The organism is Arthrobacter liuii (assembly GCF_014639275.1).
GTDB lineage: Bacteria > Actinomycetota > Actinomycetes > Actinomycetales > Micrococcaceae > Arthrobacter > Arthrobacter liuii.
The window spans coordinates 60,700-78,657 of sequence record NZ_BMFW01000005.1 but is presented as its reverse complement, the minus strand read 5'-3'; the positions used below and the strand labels follow the sequence as shown (position 1 = coordinate 78,657).

General features: G+C 63.6%; 28 protein-coding genes. 20 read left to right on the top strand and 8 right to left on the bottom strand.

The annotated features are described in order from the left end of the window. Nucleotides 1–188 precede the first annotated feature (188 nt). On the top strand, nt 189–1,304 hold the full coding sequence (locus tag IEW19_RS07940; RefSeq protein ID WP_188571116.1) for an acyltransferase family protein: 1,116 nt from the start codon (nt 189–191) through the stop codon (nt 1,302–1,304). A gap of 9 nt (nt 1,305–1,313) precedes the next feature. Next, nucleotides 1,314–1,778: a pyridoxamine 5'-phosphate oxidase family protein gene (locus tag IEW19_RS07935; protein WP_188571115.1), complete on the top strand. Its 465-nt coding sequence runs from the start codon at nt 1,314–1,316 to the stop codon at nt 1,776–1,778. A gap of 51 nt (nt 1,779–1,829) precedes the next feature. Here IEW19_RS07935 and IEW19_RS07930 read toward each other — a convergent pair whose 3' ends face one another. Then, a complete protein-coding gene (locus tag IEW19_RS07930; protein WP_188571114.1) occupies nt 1,830–2,885 on the bottom strand; it encodes a zinc-dependent alcohol dehydrogenase family protein in 1,056 nt (351 codons plus the stop codon). An 11-nt stretch (nt 2,886–2,896) separates the two neighbouring features. Continuing rightward, on the bottom strand, nt 2,897–3,772 hold the full coding sequence (locus tag IEW19_RS07925; protein WP_188571113.1) for a hypothetical protein: 876 nt from the start codon (nt 3,770–3,772) through the stop codon (nt 2,897–2,899). A gap of 145 nt (nt 3,773–3,917) precedes the next feature. On the opposite strand from IEW19_RS07925, the gene IEW19_RS07920 reads away from it, so the two are divergent. Both IEW19_RS07920 and IEW19_RS07915 read left to right on the top strand, forming a co-directional pair. Next, nucleotides 3,918–4,388 (top strand): pyridoxamine 5'-phosphate oxidase family protein, encoded by a 471-nt coding sequence (locus tag IEW19_RS07920; protein WP_188571112.1) that lies wholly within the window; start codon nt 3,918–3,920, stop codon nt 4,386–4,388. A gap of 22 nt (nt 4,389–4,410) precedes the next feature. Further along, nucleotides 4,411–5,430 (top strand): zinc-dependent alcohol dehydrogenase family protein, encoded by a 1,020-nt coding sequence (locus IEW19_RS07915; RefSeq protein WP_188571111.1) that lies wholly within the window; start codon nt 4,411–4,413, stop codon nt 5,428–5,430. 29 nt (nt 5,431–5,459) lie between these two features. Here IEW19_RS07915 and IEW19_RS07910 read toward each other — a convergent pair whose 3' ends face one another. From IEW19_RS07910 to IEW19_RS07885, 6 genes are all read right to left on the bottom strand, one after another. Next, nucleotides 5,460–6,485: an ATP-dependent 6-phosphofructokinase gene (locus IEW19_RS07910; RefSeq protein ID WP_188571110.1), complete on the bottom strand. Its 1,026-nt coding sequence runs from the start codon at nt 6,483–6,485 to the stop codon at nt 5,460–5,462. Further along, nucleotides 6,482–9,667, bottom strand: coding sequence for an HAD-IA family hydrolase (locus IEW19_RS07905; protein ID WP_188571109.1), 3,186 nt, complete (start codon nt 9,665–9,667; stop codon nt 6,482–6,484). Before IEW19_RS07905 ends, IEW19_RS07910 begins: the two co-directional genes overlap by 4 nt. Nucleotides 9,668–9,734: 67 nt before the next feature. Further along, on the bottom strand, nt 9,735–10,199 hold the full coding sequence (locus tag IEW19_RS07900) for a pyridoxamine 5'-phosphate oxidase family protein (protein WP_188571108.1): 465 nt from the start codon (nt 10,197–10,199) through the stop codon (nt 9,735–9,737). Nucleotides 10,200–10,557: 358 nt separating this feature from the next. Then, a complete protein-coding gene (locus IEW19_RS07895; protein ID WP_188571107.1) occupies nt 10,558–10,953 on the bottom strand; it encodes a hypothetical protein in 396 nt (131 codons plus the stop codon). 110 nt (nt 10,954–11,063) lie between these two features. Continuing rightward, nucleotides 11,064–11,477: a hypothetical protein gene (locus IEW19_RS07890; RefSeq protein ID WP_188571106.1), complete on the bottom strand. Its 414-nt coding sequence runs from the start codon at nt 11,475–11,477 to the stop codon at nt 11,064–11,066. A gap of 151 nt (nt 11,478–11,628) precedes the next feature. Next, a complete protein-coding gene (locus IEW19_RS07885; RefSeq protein ID WP_188571105.1) occupies nt 11,629–12,114 on the bottom strand; it encodes a helix-turn-helix domain-containing protein in 486 nt (161 codons plus the stop codon). A gap of 249 nt (nt 12,115–12,363) precedes the next feature. Between IEW19_RS07885 and IEW19_RS07880 the strand changes: the two genes are divergently transcribed. The 16 genes from IEW19_RS07880 to IEW19_RS07815 all read left to right on the top strand — a co-directional run bounded on the left by IEW19_RS07880 (nt 12,364) and on the right by IEW19_RS07815 (nt 17,837). After that, the gene (locus IEW19_RS07880; RefSeq protein ID WP_188571104.1) at nt 12,364–12,672 is read left to right on the top strand and encodes a hypothetical protein; all 309 of its coding nucleotides are present in this window, start codon (nt 12,364–12,366) and stop codon (nt 12,670–12,672) included. Nucleotides 12,673–12,674: 2 nt separating this feature from the next. After that, a complete protein-coding gene (locus tag IEW19_RS07875) occupies nt 12,675–12,965 on the top strand; it encodes a hypothetical protein (protein ID WP_188571103.1) in 291 nt (96 codons plus the stop codon). Beyond that, nucleotides 12,962–13,240 (top strand): hypothetical protein, encoded by a 279-nt coding sequence (locus IEW19_RS07870; protein WP_188571102.1) that lies wholly within the window; start codon nt 12,962–12,964, stop codon nt 13,238–13,240. The genes IEW19_RS07875 and IEW19_RS07870 overlap by 4 nt, the downstream gene beginning before the upstream one ends. Further along, nucleotides 13,237–13,368, top strand: coding sequence for a hypothetical protein (locus IEW19_RS23920; protein ID WP_268236244.1), 132 nt, complete (start codon nt 13,237–13,239; stop codon nt 13,366–13,368). Before IEW19_RS07870 ends, IEW19_RS23920 begins: the two co-directional genes overlap by 4 nt. Continuing rightward, nucleotides 13,346–13,564: a hypothetical protein gene (locus tag IEW19_RS07865; RefSeq protein ID WP_188571101.1), complete on the top strand. Its 219-nt coding sequence runs from the start codon at nt 13,346–13,348 to the stop codon at nt 13,562–13,564. The genes IEW19_RS23920 and IEW19_RS07865 overlap by 23 nt, the downstream gene beginning before the upstream one ends. After that, nucleotides 13,561–13,785 (top strand): helix-turn-helix domain-containing protein, encoded by a 225-nt coding sequence (locus IEW19_RS07860; RefSeq protein WP_188571100.1) that lies wholly within the window; start codon nt 13,561–13,563, stop codon nt 13,783–13,785. The genes IEW19_RS07865 and IEW19_RS07860 overlap by 4 nt, the downstream gene beginning before the upstream one ends. Beyond that, entirely contained in the window at nt 13,782–13,955 is a 174-nt protein-coding gene (locus IEW19_RS07855) for a hypothetical protein (RefSeq protein WP_188571099.1), read from the top strand. Before IEW19_RS07860 ends, IEW19_RS07855 begins: the two co-directional genes overlap by 4 nt. After that, nucleotides 13,955–14,326, top strand: a complete 372-nt coding sequence (locus tag IEW19_RS07850) for a hypothetical protein (protein WP_188571098.1) — start codon at nt 13,955–13,957, stop codon at nt 14,324–14,326. The genes IEW19_RS07855 and IEW19_RS07850 overlap by 1 nt, the downstream gene beginning before the upstream one ends. Continuing rightward, nucleotides 14,326–14,541, top strand: coding sequence for a hypothetical protein (locus IEW19_RS07845; RefSeq protein ID WP_188571097.1), 216 nt, complete (start codon nt 14,326–14,328; stop codon nt 14,539–14,541). Before IEW19_RS07850 ends, IEW19_RS07845 begins: the two co-directional genes overlap by 1 nt. After that, nucleotides 14,538–14,678, top strand: a complete 141-nt coding sequence (locus tag IEW19_RS07840; RefSeq protein WP_188571096.1) for a hypothetical protein — start codon at nt 14,538–14,540, stop codon at nt 14,676–14,678. The genes IEW19_RS07845 and IEW19_RS07840 overlap by 4 nt, the downstream gene beginning before the upstream one ends. Nucleotides 14,679–14,800: 122 nt before the next feature. After that, entirely contained in the window at nt 14,801–14,932 is a 132-nt protein-coding gene (locus IEW19_RS23915; protein ID WP_268236243.1) for a hypothetical protein, read from the top strand. Beyond that, entirely contained in the window at nt 14,929–15,213 is a 285-nt protein-coding gene (locus tag IEW19_RS07835) for a hypothetical protein (protein ID WP_188571095.1), read from the top strand. Before IEW19_RS23915 ends, IEW19_RS07835 begins: the two co-directional genes overlap by 4 nt. Then, nucleotides 15,210–15,566, top strand: a complete 357-nt coding sequence (locus tag IEW19_RS07830) for a hypothetical protein (protein WP_188571094.1) — start codon at nt 15,210–15,212, stop codon at nt 15,564–15,566. Before IEW19_RS07835 ends, IEW19_RS07830 begins: the two co-directional genes overlap by 4 nt. A 169-nt stretch (nt 15,567–15,735) precedes the next feature. After that, nucleotides 15,736–15,927: a DUF7848 domain-containing protein gene (locus IEW19_RS07825; RefSeq protein WP_188571093.1), complete on the top strand. Its 192-nt coding sequence runs from the start codon at nt 15,736–15,738 to the stop codon at nt 15,925–15,927. A gap of 138 nt (nt 15,928–16,065) precedes the next feature. Then, on the top strand, nt 16,066–16,998 hold the full coding sequence (locus IEW19_RS07820) for a YqaJ viral recombinase family protein (protein WP_188571092.1): 933 nt from the start codon (nt 16,066–16,068) through the stop codon (nt 16,996–16,998). After that, a complete protein-coding gene (locus IEW19_RS07815; RefSeq protein WP_188571091.1) occupies nt 16,995–17,837 on the top strand; it encodes a recombinase RecT in 843 nt (280 codons plus the stop codon). Before IEW19_RS07820 ends, IEW19_RS07815 begins: the two co-directional genes overlap by 4 nt. Nucleotides 17,838–17,958: the final 121 nt, after the last annotated feature.

Sequence of the window (17,958 nt, the reverse complement as noted above, 5' to 3'; positions counted from 1 at the left end):
GATGCACCTCCGCTTTGGTGCTGCCGTGGCTACCTGCCTTCCAAGCGCCTTTACGGGTAACAACGACGCGGCTCCCAGGTCCAGTCCCGGTGCAGCTACGCCTAGGGTGAACGCCCGGATAGCAGGGGGTTCCTCAATATTCCATCAAGTGGCGAAAGTCATTTCTCCGGCGCTGCTAGCTTGGTGCAATGTCACGGGGACATCACGATCCAGCACAAGCCCAGACGGAACCAAAGGCCCGCATTGAATGGATTGACGGAGCCCGGGGGCTTTGTGTCGTAGCCGTGGTGCTTTTCCACGTCGGACTGTGGCACTTCCTTCGTTTCGATCATGAAGACAGTGTCGCCTTCACGTTTTGGAACGCGGTGGCAATAGCACTCGGCGCCGTGCGGATGCCGCTTCTCCTTGCCGTATCGGGCATTCTCGCCGCCTCCAAGGTCCGGAGCGGGTTCAGTAACGGAAAAGCTTGGAATTCCAGCCTGGGCAACTATTACCTGTATGCCCTATGGCTGCTTATCTATGCGCTGCTCGGCATCGTTCTGGTGGTGGCCGGGTCCCCGCGGCCCCAGCGCGTGGCCTCCGTGGGGGACTTCTTCCTGCAGCTCGTCGCCCCGGACACACCCCTCTGGTTCGTTTTCGCCGTCGCCGTCTACGTGCCGCTGCTGGCCCTATGCAGGAAGCTTCCGCCGTCGGTGGTGCTGGCCGTCCTTGCAGTCCTGAGCATCGCTACTGCCCTGTTTCTTGACACCATGGCCGGCCAGTGGGGCAAGGTGCCGGAACTAGCGGTCTTCTTCGCCGCGGGAGTCTATGGAAAGGACGCCCTACTGCGCATAGCGGGGACCCGGAGGTTGCTCTATTTTGGTACGGCTATCCCCGTGTTCGTCGCCCTCACGGCGCTGCCGGACGTCCATCCCGGATTTGACCAAGTGGTCTTCCTGCTGCAGGGGCTGGCGGCTGTCATTGCACTTGTAGCCGTTATCAGCGCCATTACCCGGTTCCGGCCCATTGCCGTGGCGCGGTCGTGGGTCGGCCGGCGCACCCTTGGTATCTACCTCCTGCACACGCCGATTATGGATTTCCTTGTCCTGGCCTTCCACGGTCCTTTATCACCGGTTGCGCCGGCCATCGCCAAGTCGGTGCCCATCGCCCTTGCCTACCCCCTTGTGCTGACGGTGGCCGTCGTGGCCGCCTGCGTGGGGGTGGATCATCTTTTCAGGAAATGCGGACTCACATTCCTCTTTCAGCGTCCTGGCCCTGCGTCCCGTCCACTCCCCGTCCGTGCGCGGCGGTTGTCCAGGCTTTAGGATCGGATCATGGCCGATTCCCCTGCAGGGTCTCAAACAGAAATATTGCCTCCCGACGAGTGCTGGCGGTATCTTCGGTCTTCCTATATCGGCCGGCTGGCGGTGATCAATGGCGACATTCCCGAAATATTTCCCGTGAATTTCTCCGTAGCCGGGGAAACGCTGGTTTTCCGTACGGCGCCGGGCACCAAGCTTCGCGCCCTGCTCGGCGGTGCAGTTGCCGCGCTCGAGGTGGACGGGCTTAGCCCGTATGCCACCGAAGTCTGGAGCGTGGTGGCCAAGGGCATACCGGAACCCTTCGATGAGACCCGGATGACCCTTCCGGATGACGACGCCGACCGGGAACCGTGGGAGGCAGGCATCAAGGACCACCTGGTGGCCATCACCCCAACGGAAATCACCGGGCGCCGGTTCGCGGTCAGGTCCCGCACGCGGTGGTGGCCGCCCATCGACTTCTCCGCAGACTGGCTATAGGTCTTCGCCAACTGGTTCCGGGCTCAGGCAGTCCCTCCAGTATTCAGCGGCTCAGGATTTCAGGATGACCTTGAGTGCCCTGGTTTCGGCAGCCTGTGAGAAGGTGTCGTAGGCGTCAAGGAACTGATCAAACCCGAAATGGTGGGTGCCGAATTTTTCCGCTTTGATCTTTCCCTGGGCTACGAGCTTGAGCAGCATGGGCGTCGTGTTGGTATTCACCAGTCCCGTGCTGATGTTGATGTTCTGGATCCAAAGATTCTCGAGGTGCAGTTCCACCGGCTTTCCGTGGACTCCCACGTTCGCCACGGATCCGCCGGGCCGCACGATGTCGGTGCACATGGCGAATGTCGCCGGGACGCCCACCGCCTCGATGGCCACATCGACGCCATGCCCGTCGGTCAGGGCCATGACCTGTTCCTTCCAGCCAGGACTGCCGGAGAGGACTGTGTCCGTAGCCCCGAACTCCTTTGCTTTTTGAAGGCGGTTGGCGTCCAGGTCGATGGCCACCACGGTGGCCGCGCCGTACAGTCCTGCTGTGGTGATCGCCGCCAGGCCCACCGGCCCGGCACCGACCACCGCCACGCTGTCGCCGGGCTTAACCCGGCCGTACTGGACGCCGATTTCGAATCCGGTGGGGAGGATGTCCGAAAGCATGACGGCCTGTTCGTCGCTGACGCCGGCAGGCAACAGGTGCAGCGAGTTTTCGGCGTAGGGCACCCGGACGTACTCGGCCTGGGTTCCGTCGATCAGGTGGCCGAAGATCCACCCCGTGCCTTCCTGGCCCTCCCCGCCCAGGCAGTGTGAGTAGAGGCCGGCCTTGCAGTTGGCACAGTGGCCGCAGGATTTGAGGCAGGAGATGATGACGCGGTCGTTCACTTTCAGGCCGGCCACGGAAGGGCCGGTTTCCACGATGGTTCCCACTCCCTCGTGGCCGAGGATCCTGCCCTTTTCGACGGCGGGCACGTCACCTTTGAGGATATGGAGGTCCGTGCCGCAGATCGTGGTGGTATCGACTTTGACGATGGCGTCGCCGGGTTGCTGGATGCGGGGGTCCGGGACGTCGGTCCAGGACTTCTCGCCGGGTCCGCCATAAACGAGGGCTTTCATGTGGGTTTTCCTTACTGTGAAGGCGGGGTGTGCATGGTTTGCCGACGGGCCTGCGCGGACCCTGGATTCGCGGACCGCGGAACACCCGGACCTTCCTGCGGGGGTGTGGTCCGGAGCCTGGCCAAATGGAGGATTCCCAGCACAAGGAACAGCCCCGAGAGCGCAAGTGCCGGTAGAAGGGCGGCCAGGCTCGGCGCTGCCCCAAACAGGGGCTTGACCAATTCACCCACCGCCAGGGAGAACATGAGCGTGAAGCCCAGGACGTGCAGGGCCGGCAGGAGCAGCAGCCCCGCGCGGTGGTTCCGGTACGTCAGGAGGGACAGGACCAGGAACCCGGGCATGATGAAGCAAAGGTCCAGGATGAAGACTGAGTAGAGGGAATCGATTTGCTCACCGGTCCGCATCAACGGCAGGAGCATTCCGATCCAGAGGGGATAGAAGATCAGCGGCTGAAGGATGGCGCCGGAAGCCGAAGCCAACCTGGGTGCCGTTGGGAGGGAGGCCGATGGTGAGTTGCGGTCCATGGTGGCTCCGGCCAGGGCAATCCCCCAAAACGAAACGGCGAAGACCGCCATATAGATCAGGTACAGGCCGTTGTAGGTCCGCTCAATGACGTAGATTCCGTACGCGTAAAACAGGTACCCAAGCAGCCCGAGCGCCACGATCTGGTGCCGCGTCCTGTACAGCGTGGCGGCGTATGAGAGGTACAGCAAACCAAGCCCGGCCGCCACTGAAAGGAGGTCCTGCGAGAATGCGCCGGGGATCAGGTCCCTGGCCACCACGTGCTCGTAGATCTCCGGTCGCCACACCCCGGTGGAAGCGGCAGCGAGCGCCAGCAGTCCGGCAACAGCCCAGAGCAGCCGGTTGATCCTTGCATGGGTCAGCATGGCCCACCTTTCGTGGGATGTTCAGGTCCGGGCGTCTCCACAGCGTCCCATTGCCCCTGGTGGGCACCCAGTGCCATTGGTCCTTCATTCATGGCGGGCCTTTATGCCCTTTCCGGAAGCAGGACAGTTGCCTACGCTGTGGCCTATGACTGACAACACGAACGTACCTGTACCCGAAGTCCTTGATGCGGAAGAGTGCTGGACACTCCTCGCCCAAACCGGGGTGGGGCGTCTGGCGGTCATCGCCGATGGCCATCCCGACGTCTTTCCGGTTAATTACAAGGTGGACGGCCAGACACTGGTCTTTCGGACCGGCAGCGGCACCAAGCAGCAGGCCATTGAATCGGACGCCACCGTGGCCCTGGAAGCAGATGCGGTCAGTACCCAGTTCGGCCTGGCGTGGAGCGTCGTGGTCAAAGGCAAGGCAGTTGAAACAGTTCCCACCGGCCCTGACCTGGAGGACATCCGTCGGGCACTGTTTCCGTGGCAGGGCGTGGGGCATGAGCACTTCATCCGCATCACTCCGGAGTCGGTAACCGGGCGCCGCTTCACGATGACGGCACCGCTTCTGTGGCAGACCCCGCTGGACGACGCAACCCGAGCCGGCTTCGAGTAGGCATTCCCGGGCAGGAGGCACCGTGCGCGCCTGGTGGGTGGACGAGCCTGGCCCCATATCCACCCGTCCGCTGGTTCAGGGACGGCGCGCCAGTCCCCGGCCGGCCGCAAACGAACTCCTGGTTGAAGTAACCGTGTGCGGTGTTTGCCGCACCGATCTCCATCTCGCTGAAGGAGACCTGGCGCCGCACCATCCGCAAGTGGTTCCCGGGCACGAGGCAGTCGGCGTGGTCATTGAAACGGGGGCTGACTGCTCCCGTTTCAGGACCGGCGACAGGGTCGGCGTGGCATGGGTCGGGGGCGTATGCGGCAGGTGCGACTATTGCCGCCGCGGCGACGAGAATCTGTGCTTGTCCCCAGTCTTCACCGGTTGGGACAAGGATGGCGGCTATGCCGAGAAGTTGACCGTCGCGGAAGATGTTGCCTACCCGGTGCCTTCCGTCTTCACCGACGAGCAGGCCGCGCCATTGCTGTGTTCGGGCATCATCGGGTACCGCGCACTGAAGCGCGCCGCCCTTCCCGCAGGTGGGCGCCTGGGCATCTATGGCTTTGGCAGCTCGGCCCATATCACTGCCCAGCTCGCTCTCAAGCAGGGCGCCTCCGTGTTTGTCATGACCCGTTCTGAAAGTGCGAGGTCGCTCGCACTGGAGTTGGGAGCGGAGTATGCGGGGGACGCGTACGGTGATCCGCCGGTACCACTTGACTCCGCCATTCTGTTCGCACCGGTGGGTGACCTTGTCCCAGTTGCGCTGCGGGCCCTGGAGCGCGGCGGAACCCTGGCCATCGCCGGAATCCACCTGAGCGGCATTCCGGCCCTGGATTACGGCAAGGAACTCTTTTTCGAACGCCAGGTGCGGAGCGTGACGGCAAATACGCGGGCTGACGGGCGCGAGTTCCTCACTATCGCCGCCAGGCTTTCCCTGGCCCTCAGCACAACGGTGTACCCGTTCGAGGCTGCGGACGAGGCCCTGGAAGACCTGGCCGCCGACCGGATAACGGGTTCGGCAGTCCTGCGGGTCCGGCCGGAGCAGGCCGCCGGGTAGTTCCCTGCCCCGTCCCTGCGAGTGCCGCCTCAGCCGAACAGGACGGACGCCTCCTGGTACCGCGCCTCCGGCACTACCTTCAACTCTCCCAAGGCTTGCTCCAGGCCGACATTCACGATGTCCGTGCCGCGCAGGGACACCATGGTGCCCCACCTGCCTGCTGCCGCGGATTCGACGGCGGCCAGGCCCAACCTCGTGGCAAGGACACGGTCGAAGGCGGTGGGTTCGCCGCCACGCTGGATGTGGCCCAGGACGGTGGCACGGGTTTCGATGCCGGTCCTTATCTGCAGCTCTCCCTCAAGCAGCAGCCCGATGCCTCCCAGCCGCGGCCGGCCGAAAGTATCCAGGCCACGGGGTGCATAGGGGGCCGCATAGCCCTCGGGCGCGAAGGCTTCGGCCACCACGACAAGGGGCGCCCTGCCCCGGTCACGGGCGGAGACCACCCATGCGCAAATTTGTTCCAAGGAAACGGGATGCTCGGGTATCAGGATGGCATGCGCGCCGGAGGCCATTCCCGAATGCAGTGCTATCCAGCCTGCGTTGCGGCCCATGACTTCGGCCACCATGCATCGGTGGTGCGATTCGCCAGTAGTGCGCAGGCGGTCTATGGCTTCAGTGGCAGTCTGGACGGCCGAATCGAAGCCAAAGGTATAGTCCGTGGCGCCGAGGTCATTGTCGATGGTTTTGGGCACCCCCACCACATTGATGCCCTGTCCACATAGTTCCCGGGCGGCCGCCAGCGTTCCCTCTCCCCCGATGGCTATTAGGCCCTCCAGGCCGTTGCGCCGGACGGAGGCGCGTACACCCTCGATTCCCTTCCCTACCAGCGGGTTGGTCCGGGACGTGCCCAGGATGGTTCCACCCAAGCGGGAAATACCACGGACACCCGTCCGGGGCAGGGGAACAACGTCCTGCTCCAGGACGCCCCGCCAGCCGTCCTTGAACCCCAGGAATTCGTAACCGTGTGCAACGTCCCCGCCCAACACCGCTCCCCGGATGACCGCATTGACCCCCGGGCAGTCACCGCCGCTGGTGAGGATCCCCAACCGCCTCACGACGCCGCCGCCCCTGGGGTGCGCGCAGGGAGCGGGAAATGCCGGGTCCGGCCGGGAGGAAGGACCACGTCGGTGCCAAGCATGCGCACCTTGATCGGACCGGCGTCGCCGGGTGCAGAGGCAATGCTCATGCGGCCGTCCTTGAGATTGACCCGTAGCCGGTGTCCCCGGTACAGGACCTCGAATGCAACGGCGCGGAGCCCAATAGGCAGGCTGGGAGCGAACAGGATGGTGTCCCCGCTGAACCGGAGCCCGGCGAAACTGCGCTGGACCACGTCGATGGTTCCGCCCATCGCGCCCAAATGGATACCCGCGCGCGTGGTGCCGTGCTGGGTGTCGTCAAGGTCGGCGTCGAGGGCTTCCCGAAAGCTGTCCCACGCCCGGTCCGCGTCGACGCCGGCAAGGACAGACGCATGCGCAACCCGGCTCAGCGTGGACCCGTGGGCCGTCCTGGCCAGGTAGTACTCGATGGTCCGGTTGAGTTGTTCCTGCGTGAATTCGTACTGCAGCCGCTGCAGGATGGTACCGAGCCCTTCGTGCCCCAGGAGGTATGGGAGCATCAGGACGTCCGCCTGCTTTGCCAGCTTGTAGCAGTTGGTTGCGTCGTCTTCGGCTTCCAGGATCAGGTCCAGCCGTTCAATGTCGCCGTACGTGTCCCGGTAATGCTCCCAGTCCAGTTCCTTCAACTTCCCGTAGCCCTCGAACTGGCTGATGACGCCGTCGCTGTGAAAGGGGACGTACATCGCGGTCCCCATGTGCGCCCACGCCGCTGTTTCCTCTTCGGTCACGCCAAGGCGTTCCATGAGTCCGGCACGCTCGCTGCCGTGCAGGAAGGACATGATGCTGGATGCCTGGAAGCAAACCCATGCGGCCATGACGTTGGTGTAGGCGTTGTCGTCCAGCCCCGGTTTGTCGTGGCCGGGATAGCCTGTGTGGTACTCATCCGGTCCCACCACGCCCCGCAGGTGGTACCGGCCACCCTGCTGGTCGTACTCCGCCAGGGAGCGGAAGAATCGGGCCACCTCGATGACCAGTTCGGCGCCCTTTTGGAGGAGCCAGATCTTGTTCCCGGTGGCCTGGAAGTACTGCCAGGCGTTGAAGGCGACGGCCAGGCCTGAGTGGATCTGCAGATGCGAGAAGTCCTTGACCCATCTGCCAGACCTGTCGTTGTACAACCATTTCGGTGTTTCCTCGGTCCCGTCGCTGCCGCTTTGCCACGGGAATTTTGCCCCGGCCAGCCCCTCCACGGCTGCGGCATGCCGGGCCGCAGGAAGCCGCCGCCACCGGTAATCGAGCACAGAGCGGGCGATGTCGGGCGTCCTCGAGGTCAGCACCGGCAGGACGAAAAGCTCGTCCCAGAAGACGTGGCCGCGGTAGCCCTCGCCGTGCAGTCCACGTGCGGTGACGCCCGCATCCAGTTCGGCCGTGTGGTGCGTCAACGTCTGCAGCAGATGGAAGATGTGCAGGTTCAGGACCAGGCGCACCTGGACCGGGGCGTCGATCTCCACCAGGAACGGGCGGAGCTCGCGCCGCCACGCTTCCTCGTGCGCCGCCAGCAGCGCATCGAAGTCCCCGCCCGTACGTTCCAGCACCGCACGGGCACCCATCTCCGGGGAGGAAATGGCACGGTCACGGGACGTCACCACCGCCACCGTCTTGGTGATCCGCAGCGCGGTACCGGCATCAAGGGTAAGCAGAAGGCTGCGGAAGTGGAGGGAGCCCTTCCTGCCGTCCTCAATTCCCACCGCCTCCTGCGAGACGTAGGTTCGGTAGGCTGCGGCGATGCGTATGCGGCTTTGGGTGGTTTCCACTTCGACGACGGAGGTCTGGTCCAGGGGCAGCCCCGGGCCGGAGCAAGGCGGGGCCGTCCTGTCGGCCAGGTGGACGTCGGAGCCTTGGGCACGTTCTGGCAGGTTCGCATTGCGGACCCCGGCATTGACCCCGCTGCGGACCTCCAGCGCGCCGCTCCAGCCCAGTGCCGTGATAACCGTCTCCAGGACCAGCAAGTGGGGCTCGGCCATTGACGTGAAGCGGGTCTGCACCACCTCCAGGCGACGGCGGTCCGCGCCCTCCAGCAGCAGCCTCCGCTCCAACACCGCCCTTTTGAGGTCCAGGACCCTCCGCTCACGGACCGCGGTCATTCCGCCTTCCGACCACCACTGACCGCCGGCCAAGCGGAGATCAAGCGGCAGGCAGTCAGGTGCATTGACCATATGTTCTTCCAACAGCAGCTCGTCGGCGGCCTTCACCCTGACACGGTTGTAGACGCCGGCCAGGTACATGCCCGCGTAGCTGAACGGACCGCCCTCGGGCGCCGCTCCCCTCACGCCCATGTAGCCGTTGCCCAGGGTGGTCAGGGCTTCCCGGTGCCCCTCGTGTACGGCGTCTGATCCTTCATACACCAGGTGCCAGGGGTTGCCGATGACCTGTCCCAGGTCTAGCTCCCCCACGTCGTTGAGGACTGTGCCGGCGCCGGCGGCTTCCAGCTGCCGGCGGTTGCCGGTGCGGTCGATTCCCACCACCAGGCCGAAGCCGCCGCGCCGCCCGGCCTCAACCCCTGCCGCCGAATCCTCGATCACCACGGCATGTGAAGGAGCGACGCCCAGCCTCGACGCGGCCGCCAGAAAGACGTCCGGCGCCGGCTTTCCGCGCAAGCCCAGCCCGTCCGCCGTCGTTCCGTCCATCACTACCCTGAAGAGACCCTGGATGCCCGCTGCCTGCAGGACGAGCGCTGCGTTCCGGCTGGAGGTGACCACGGCGGTTGGCACTGACGCGCCGGCAAGCCGTTGCAGCAACTCCAATGTCCCGGGGTAGCTTTGGACACCGTCCTGCCGGAGGTGTTGCAGGAAAAGTTCCTGCTTCCAGGCACCCAGCCCGAACCCCGTCCAGTCTCCGGGCTCATCCGTCGCCTGCCCCTTATCGATGTGCACTCCCCTGGCTGCCAGGAACCGCACCACCCCTTCTTCCCGCGGCATCCCGTCGATACAGCTGAGATAATCCGCCCTGCTGAGCGGCGCACGGTTGGCTTCGGTTGGAACCCGCGGGTCATGGAGGATCCGCTCGAACGCGTCTTTCCACGCTGCCTGGTGGACAAGGGCTGTGTTGGTGACCACGCCGTCCAGGTCGAAAATGACGGCGTCGAATGGTGGCTTGGCGGCAGCGGCGGTGGGCGACGCAATCATAGGGTCAGTGGTACCAGCAAGCGGGCGTTCCGGACAGGGCCCTTGGGCCCGCCGCGGTGGTCACGGTCTATGCGGAGTCAACAGGAGCAGCGTGCCCCACATGGTCCCACCAGGTCAGCGGCGACGTGATGGTGAAGCGCCTCCCGGTTACCGAGGTGGGAACGATCCGGACGTAGTGGTCCTTTTTACCGGCCTCCCAAGGAAACAGGGTGAGTCCGGGGCCTGCCAACAATTCCTCCGAGGGCTCCAGGATGACGGCTTTGCCCCTGACGAGGACGCTCCACGCTTTGGCGTCGTCGTGGCCGTCTGCTTCAAGCGCGACGGCGAGGGGTCCCCCGGCTGCCCGCAGCTTGGTACCTTCACCGGTGCGGAACACCACGCTCTGCTGGTCGACCTTGTAATTGACTGGAAAGACTTCCGGATATCCATTCACGAGCACCGCCAGGTGGCCGACGGACACCCCTCGAAGGAGGTCCCAGCACGTTCCGGTATCCAGGACCTCAGTGGGCGGCTGCGGCGGGTCGTTGTGCATACGGTCGAACGTAACGGCTTGCGGGGCCGCCGGACTAGAGGACTTAGGCCCCGGGCTTTTTGCAGTCGGAGGAAAAAGAAAAACACCCCGGTCCGAAGACCGGGGTGTCAACAATGACTCGACTCATCCGTAAAGGATGTCTCGACTCGTCAGAGGGTGGAGATGGGGGGAATTGAACCCCCCAAAGACCCTTATATCTACTGGGATCAGTCATCACAGTCACTAGTCTTTAGTAGGTGTTGCGTGTTTTATACAACACGCAACAAAGCCCGAATGTCATCCGTGATGACATCTTCTCCGGACGGAACCTGCTGTTGAACGCAACACGCAACAACCGGAATCGACTGACTCTGAAACATCACCCACGCCCGGCTCCACCCTTCGCCACCAGCACCGCCGCGAGGGTCGCCAGCACGTTCCGATCCTCCGGGGGAAGATGCCCGGCACCCGGGAGGACGAGGTCAGCGTCGTTACCCTCGCCCACGTCCAGGCCAAGCTGACGGGCAGCCGCCAAGACCACCTCCGTCTCCGAAACCTCAAGCCCCGCAGCGAACGCCCTAATCGTGGCAGGGTCCGGCATCAGCTTCCGCTCATAATCGAGCATCGCCCACTGCTGCCACGACGAAAGCGTCGAATGGTGGCCCGCCGCGTCGGCAGTGTCCTTCAATTCGCGGAAGGACCTTTCCTTGTGACCCTTCGCCACGCGGCGGCCCTTCGCCTGCTGAATCAGCAGCGCCAGCGTCGGACCCGTCACGGAACAACCACCAAGCCGGCCACTCCCAGCACAATCAGAGGAACCCAAAGCAGCCGTTTCATTTCCCTACTCCCATTTTTACGCCGCCCCCACCGGGGACGGTCAATCACCTACGGCACGAGCGCGCCGTCAGGGTGCGTCCTCGAAAGCTGGACGCCGATGCAACGCATCGCACACACCTCCAGGATCGTCCGCTCAAGCCTGGAGAGGTTGTTGATCCTCGCGTAGACCAGCTCAACATCAACATTCAATATTCTCGCCCCTGCCGCGATATCGCTGCACGCCTTGTACGCATCCAGCAGCGCCCGGAACGAGATGAAATACTCTGCCGTCATCCGCTCCACCTGCATCTCACGCGCGACCCGCAAGCCGGGAGTCCCGCAGGGCTGATGCTTCAGGAGCTTATGGAACCGCTCATGCGTGACCGTGAGCTGTCTGGCGTGCCGGTCCAGTCTCTCGTCAACGTAGATGTTTCCAGTGCCATGGTCGTAATAACCCAGCATGCCATCAGGCATCTCTTCCAACACAACACCACGCACGGCACACGCCCCAAGATTCCCACTACCAGCCCCCCAGCAGGGCCGCGTTACAGGAATGTTACTCCAGCGTCTTTAATGCCTACAACACCAGTTATGCCCACTTGTAGACACGGCTACGCGCAGGTTTCCCGAAGGTTCAGCGCGGTTTCTCACCACCACCGGCGCGCCTGTCCGACTCGCCGGGGAAAAGACGACGGCGCGCCGCCAATTCATGCTGCTCCTGGGCGCTCATCGCCCGCGCCGGGATCTTCTCCTGAACAGATTCGGCCGGGTCCCCAGTCTTCTTGTCCACAAACATTTCGACATATTCCTTCTCCTCGATCATCGTGCGTATTATCTCCGCCACTGCGTTCTTTTGACGCTCCGAAAGTTTCTCGGTTCCCGCGGGCATCGTCAGCGGCCTGGCAGCTACCCCGGAGGTGATCCGGTACAACTCCTCGACGGAGACCTTTAGGGCCCGTGCGACCTTGATCATGTTCTCCTCGCTGGTGCTGGTGCCCTTCATGATCACGCGGTTGATAGCGCTGTGGTCAGGAAGGTCTGCGACCTTTGCGAGTTGCCGGATGGAACTGATGCCTTGTTGGTCCATCAGTTCCTGCCAAGCCTTCGGGATAGCTGCCATGACCTCAATCTTCCGTTCACTGTTGCATGTGTCAATGGACATTTTACGGCCAGTGTCTACAAATGACATGGCTGTGATTACCGCGCGTCCCCAAGTTCCTAGGCAAATCCAACGACTTTACTAACTAAACTGTAGACAGGACCGATTACAAACGTGTATGTTCGATGTATCGCGCAACAGACAAGGGACTAGGTCTCCACCTGACCTGTTGCACGGACCATCGACCACGAACGGCAACAGGAGATCCAAATGCGCACCACCACCGAGAGGCTCGACATCAAACTCAGTAACGCCGACATGTTCGCCCAGCTCATGAAAGCCAACGAATACACCGTCCGCACCCTCACCGAAGCCGTCCAACTCGTCCTCATCCGCAAGCGGTCCAAAGCCAGCATCAACAAATCCACCATCGGCCACCTCCGCTCCGGCCACCGCAACACCGTCAACCACGACGTGGCACTCGCCATCGCCGAACTGTTCAACCTTCCGGCGAACGCCCTCTTCACCCCGAAACTCATCACCGTCACCCGCGACGTACCCAAGAAAGCGAGCAAGTAGAAATGAGCACAGCAACCCCGATCCGCCAAATCCGCAACATGCAGGGCAACGCAACCCTCTACCGAATGGACCCGCCACTCTGCGACAACGAATACGTCGTAGTCTCGGCTGTCGACATCGCGGCCCGGTTCCCCGGCTTCGGACTCCGCTTATGGGAATCCACCGAGACGTACATCTTCCCGGCTGACGAGGATGGCGAAATTGCCGACTGGGGCGAACTGCCCGGCTCTACCAAGGGCACTCTTGACCACACCGAAGCCCTCCGCAGCGCAGGTTACGAGGTCGCGGCATGACCCGCGCTGCAGTCCTCGAAGACCCGACCGCCCCCGACTGGACCGCCCAGGCCCTCGCAGTCCTCACCGAACTCGCCGCCCAAGACGGCCGGCCGATCAACTCCGACACCCTCATCGCCCACGGCGTCCCCCTGCCTCCCCGTTCTGCCATGTGGGGGAACCTGTTCGGGCAGGCAGCCCGCGCCCGCATCATCCGCAAAGTCGACTACCGCCCCTCAGCCCGCCCCTCCCGCCGCGGCGGCAGCTCCTACACCTGGCAGGGCTGTAGCGCGTGACCTACCTTGAAGCCCTCCGCCACGCAGTCCACGCCATCATCGACGCCGACCTCACCGCCGCCGAAACAAGAACCGCCGTCACCTCCCTCATCCCGAAGGAACACCATGTCATCCACCACCAGCGCTAAGACCCGACTCCCGCAGCACTCCACCGGCTGGCCCGTCAGGCGCCGCATCACCGACCGGGCAGGCAAGAACCAAACCACAGGCCCCGCCGACTGGATGAAAGCCAAGCACCGCGAAATCACCCTCGAAGAAGCCGCGAAGATCATCCAGTTCCGCATCCTCGCCATCCGGCAAGTCGCGCACCTCGCCCGCAAATGACCGAACCGCGGACCTACACCGTCACCCAGCTAGCCGAAATCCTCCAACTCAAACCCGCCACCATCCGCACCAACGCCCGCGAAGGCACCTGGCCCTACCTCAAGTTCGGGCCCCGCACCATCCGCTTCACCGAGAACCACCTCAACACCATCCTCACCACATCCGAAGCAGCACCACCCACCACAACGCGCACCACGCGCCGCACAAGGAGAACGCGATGAACAGCCAAGGCCTCCCCCACATCGAACCCGCCAACGGTTCACACGCCGGCCCCCGGAACCGTGAGCAGGACCGCAAGGACGCGATCCAGTACCTCACCAACGGACACCGCATCCTCCCGGGATGGGGAACCCACCGCGCAACCAACGCCACCGAAAGCTGGGCCGCCTAATGTCCATCCGCAAAACCACCGAACGCCACGCCCGCGCCGTCATCCTCTCCCAGTGCCGCCAGTTCACCGAAGACACCCCATGGGACGAACCCGGCCACGAATGGGACGAGCGCGCCGAACGGTTGGCCAAGTACCTCGACAACGAACTCGGCACCGACATCAGCGCTAAGGCCATGGGCGACCTCCGCGAACTGCTCACCACCCTCGAAGAAATCCAGTCAGTCGACGCCGGCACCCACCACCGCATCGACACCCGCTACAACAACCAAGCCGACCTCCGCGACGAACTCGCCAACACCCTCCACGACAACGTCACCGAAGTCCTGTCAGTGGGCGCATTCAAAGCAATCCAGGAAGGACGGGCGGCGTGATGGCCCGGTTCGAATACGTCGACCATGAACGCGAGCAAGGCCTGGCCCTCTACTTCGAGGATGAATGCATCGCGCTGGACACGTGGGACCGGAAGCGCGGCCCCGGCGATCACGAGATCTTACTCGACCCGCGAGCTGTCGAACTCATCATCGAAACGCTTATCGAGATGCAGTCGGACATTCGAAGCCGATACCAAAAGGCCATCACGGCATGACCGACCACGAAGCCATGGAAGCCATCAACGCCGCCCTTGAGGACTACTACCGGGGCCGCATCAGCCAGACCGAAGCACTCAACCAGATAGCCCGCATCACGGGCGAAAGCGCCATCGAACACCAGGAGTCGAAATGACCATCACCCGCAAGAACCGTCCTCGCCGCCATCGAAGCCATCCCCGAGACGCCCGAAAACTTCCGTCAGCCCCGCGCCGCCATCCACGACGCCAAAGAACTCGCAGCACAGGAGGCCGCGAAATGAGCCAGCAACCCATCCGCCTCACCAAACGCGGGGAGCTCGTCATGGGCATCCTCTCCGCCATCACCGCCCTGATCCTCCTGCCCGCTGCAGCCACCGCATTCGTCGCCCTCCTCATGGTGGCGCCATGAGCACCGCAACAGACATCGACGTCGCAGCGCTCGTCGGGGAAATGGACGCCGTACCGTGCGAGCACTCGCAGCACACGGTGACGAAGCTGTTCCACGACGACGGCCCGGCGACCCACTACATTCGGGCAATCCACCCCTGCCAGCCTCCATCTCATGCGTTCGCTGCATGTCAGAAAATGGTGAACACCATCCGGGCGGCCCTCACCGTCATCTGCGGAAGTTGCGGCGCGATCACCACCGCGAACGAAGCGCATGAGATCCTCGGCCCGGTGAACGCATGAAGGCGATCTGCCCCGGCTGCGGGCGGGCGACATTCTGGCGGTTCCGGGACCGGAAGGACGCCGGGAAGTCCCGGCCCGCACTCCCCGAAGGCTTCCTGTCAGCAGTGACCGCGGACGGGGCTTGCATGACCTGCTGGCGGGCACGGAACGGGAAAACCAGGGCCATCCCCGTCGACCCGGCACTGGCACCCAGGGGCATCAGCAACCGCGCCCCCATGACCGAGGAGCAAATCACGGCCGCACGCATGTCGCTCGCCCGGTTCACCGAAGACAGGAGAGTCCGCGGAATCCCCGCCGAAGGCATCAACCCATGGGAGCTCCACCGCCCCGGACTATCGCTTCTCGAAGCCTGAAAAAAACTTTCCGGATTCGTGCCTCAAACACTCGTTTTTGTCATTACGGACATGTAGAGTGTTCCCTGTACACACAAACAAAGAGCGGCAGGGCTGCAACCCTACCGCTCAACGAACACCGGAAGAAGGCTCCAATGTTCAACACCCACACTACCAAAGCCGGCAGAAGATGAGCGCGACAGTCCAAGAGGAAATCCTCTATGAAGCGATCTGCACCGAATGCCCCACCGCATCAGGCCCCTTCGAGAACGAAGACGACGCCGAGGAATGGGCGGCCAACCACAACGCTGAACTCCACGCCGAAGACGACGGCAACGACGAGGCCTACGAGAAGTTCAAAGAGGCCCGCAATGGCGACTAGCTGCTACTGCCGCGGAGCCGCCATCTGCGACCAAGGCCACCACACCTGCACCGACTGCACCTGCGACACCGACGGCGCACCACAGGAGCAGCCCACCGCCTACGGCCACGCAAACCCATCCACCGCACGACTCGCCGCATGGCAGCAGAAGCAGGAGGCCAGAAGATGAGCGTCACCTTTGAAGACCGGTCACTCCCCGAAGTGCAGCCAGGGTCCGCGCAGTGGATGACCTACATGACAGCCAGCAAAGTCTCCGCCATCATGAAGCACTCCACCTACGACTCCTACCTCTCCCTCTGGCTCAAGATGGCGGGTCAGATCCAACCCGAAGCCGACGACGACATCAAACGCCGCGGCCACTACCTCGAACCAGCCGTCCGCGCATGGTTCCGCGACCAGCACCCCGAATGGCAGGTCACCGAAACCGGCATGTGGGTCCACAAGGAAATCCCATGGGCGGCATCCACCCCCGACGGGATCATCCACACGCCGGACGGGACCGAACTCTTCGAAGCGAAATCCTCAACCCTTGACGGGGAATGGGGCGAACCGCTCACCGACCAGATCCCGCCCGGCTACAAAGACCAGGCCATGTGGCAGATGTTCACCACGGGCATGCGCCGCGTCCGCCTCGCCGTCATCAAGTCATTCCTTGACTTTGCCGAGTACATCATCGACTACGACGCCGAATACGTTTCCCTCATGCTCGCCGAAGTAACCACGTTCATGGACTCCCTCGAACAGGGCAAGCGCCCAAGCCTCGACCCCCTCGACGGCCACGCAGCCACCTACGCGGCCATCAAGGAACTCAACCCTGGCATCGAAGACGACACCTACGAGCTCGACGACGAAGACGCCATCCGCTACCTCACCGCAGTGAATGCCCGCAAAGCCGCCGAAGAAATCGAACAAGGCGCCAAAACCTACATCGCCAACCTCGCCGGCCAAGCCCACTACATCAAGTGGAACGGCAAAAGCGTCTTCACCCGCCAGTCCCGCAAAGGCGGAACACCCTACCTCGTAGCATCCAAAAACCTCCCCACCATCCCGGAAGAGAGCGCAGCAGCATGAGCACAGCAATCGAACAGGCCCGCCAAACCATCGGCGCATACAAGGGCGAACTCCTCGCCGCCCTCCCCTCCCACCTGCAGGACAAAGGCGTTGGCTGGCTCACGTCCTCCCTGTCCGCGCTCCGCAAGAACGACTTCTTGCTCAAGTGCGCAAACCAGGACCCCGGTTCCCTCATCGTGGCGCTCTCCGAAGCCGCACAGCTCGGCCTCATGCCCGGGACCGACGAGTACTACCTGACGCCCAAGGCAGGCAAGGTCCTCGGCGTCGTCGGCTACCAGGGCGAAGTGGAGCTCATGTACCGCGCCGGCGCCGTGTCCTCCGTCATTGTGGAGAATGTCTACCAGAACGACAAGTTCTCATGGAACCCCGGCACCATGACCAAGCCCCTCCATGAGGTTGACTGGTTCAGCGGGGACCGCGGCAAGATCATCGGCTCCTACGCCTACGCCATCATGAAAGACGGCGCCGTGTCCAAGGTTGTCGTCGTGGACAAGGCCCGCATCGACCGCGCCAAGGCCGCCAGCGCCAGCGCATCCTCCGGCAAGAACAGCCCGTGGACCACCGATGAGGCCGCCATGGTCCTGAAGACCGCCGCGCACGACCTCGCCAAGTGGGTACCCACATCCGCCGAATACATCCGCGAACAGGTCCGCGCCGTCCGCGACGTCGCCAACGAACCCGTCAAGCCCGCCGCCGAACCCAAGCCTGAAGGCGTCGTCTCGCCGCGCCAGCACCACCCCGAACCCGACCCCGCCGCGAACACCGTCACCGGCGAACTCGTGGACGAAGGCGAACGCACCGACGCCGACGCCGCATGGTTCGCCCAGCAAGGCGCCTAGTGTGACCCGCACGGCTCGACAGAAAGCGTTACGGAAGGCGCGGCGCACACCCCGGGCCAACTGCCCGACACCCGAAAAACGCGCCTACACCGACAACGACGAAGCCATACCCAACGCACTC

Excerpts from the sequence above, each read along its gene's own strand:
- IEW19_RS07940 (WP_188571116.1), top strand. The coding sequence starts at position 189 with ATGTCACGGGGACATCACGATCCAGCACAAGCCCAGACGGAACCAAAG.
- IEW19_RS07935 (WP_188571115.1), top strand. The coding sequence starts at position 1,314 with ATGGCCGATTCCCCTGCAGGGTCTCAAACAGAAATATTGCCTCCCGAC.
- IEW19_RS07930 (WP_188571114.1), bottom strand. The coding sequence starts at position 2,885 with ATGAAAGCCCTCGTTTATGGCGGACCCGGCGAGAAGTCCTGGACCGAC.
- IEW19_RS07925 (WP_188571113.1), bottom strand. The coding sequence starts at position 3,772 with ATGCTGACCCATGCAAGGATCAACCGGCTGCTCTGGGCTGTTGCCGGA.
- IEW19_RS07920 (WP_188571112.1), top strand. The coding sequence starts at position 3,918 with ATGACTGACAACACGAACGTACCTGTACCCGAAGTCCTTGATGCGGAA.
- IEW19_RS07905 (WP_188571109.1), bottom strand. The coding sequence starts at position 9,667 with ATGATTGCGTCGCCCACCGCCGCTGCCGCCAAGCCACCATTCGACGCC.
- IEW19_RS07900 (WP_188571108.1), bottom strand. The coding sequence starts at position 10,199 with ATGCACAACGACCCGCCGCAGCCGCCCACTGAGGTCCTGGATACCGGA.
- IEW19_RS07885 (WP_188571105.1), bottom strand. The coding sequence starts at position 12,114 with ATGGCAGCTATCCCGAAGGCTTGGCAGGAACTGATGGACCAACAAGGC.
- IEW19_RS07880 (WP_188571104.1), top strand. The coding sequence starts at position 12,364 with ATGCGCACCACCACCGAGAGGCTCGACATCAAACTCAGTAACGCCGAC.
- IEW19_RS07875 (WP_188571103.1), top strand. The coding sequence starts at position 12,675 with ATGAGCACAGCAACCCCGATCCGCCAAATCCGCAACATGCAGGGCAAC.
- IEW19_RS07870 (WP_188571102.1), top strand. The coding sequence starts at position 12,962 with ATGACCCGCGCTGCAGTCCTCGAAGACCCGACCGCCCCCGACTGGACC.
- IEW19_RS07865 (WP_188571101.1), top strand. The coding sequence starts at position 13,346 with ATGTCATCCACCACCAGCGCTAAGACCCGACTCCCGCAGCACTCCACC.
- IEW19_RS07860 (WP_188571100.1), top strand. The coding sequence starts at position 13,561 with ATGACCGAACCGCGGACCTACACCGTCACCCAGCTAGCCGAAATCCTC.
- IEW19_RS07855 (WP_188571099.1), top strand. The coding sequence starts at position 13,782 with ATGAACAGCCAAGGCCTCCCCCACATCGAACCCGCCAACGGTTCACAC.
- IEW19_RS07850 (WP_188571098.1), top strand. The coding sequence starts at position 13,955 with ATGTCCATCCGCAAAACCACCGAACGCCACGCCCGCGCCGTCATCCTC.
- IEW19_RS07845 (WP_188571097.1), top strand. The coding sequence starts at position 14,326 with ATGGCCCGGTTCGAATACGTCGACCATGAACGCGAGCAAGGCCTGGCC.
- IEW19_RS07840 (WP_188571096.1), top strand. The coding sequence starts at position 14,538 with ATGACCGACCACGAAGCCATGGAAGCCATCAACGCCGCCCTTGAGGAC.
- IEW19_RS23915 (WP_268236243.1), top strand. The coding sequence starts at position 14,801 with ATGAGCCAGCAACCCATCCGCCTCACCAAACGCGGGGAGCTCGTCATG.
- IEW19_RS07835 (WP_188571095.1), top strand. The coding sequence starts at position 14,929 with ATGAGCACCGCAACAGACATCGACGTCGCAGCGCTCGTCGGGGAAATG.
- IEW19_RS07830 (WP_188571094.1), top strand. The coding sequence starts at position 15,210 with ATGAAGGCGATCTGCCCCGGCTGCGGGCGGGCGACATTCTGGCGGTTC.
- IEW19_RS07825 (WP_188571093.1), top strand. The coding sequence starts at position 15,736 with ATGAGCGCGACAGTCCAAGAGGAAATCCTCTATGAAGCGATCTGCACC.
- IEW19_RS07820 (WP_188571092.1), top strand. The coding sequence starts at position 16,066 with ATGGCAGCAGAAGCAGGAGGCCAGAAGATGAGCGTCACCTTTGAAGAC.
- IEW19_RS07815 (WP_188571091.1), top strand. The coding sequence starts at position 16,995 with ATGAGCACAGCAATCGAACAGGCCCGCCAAACCATCGGCGCATACAAG.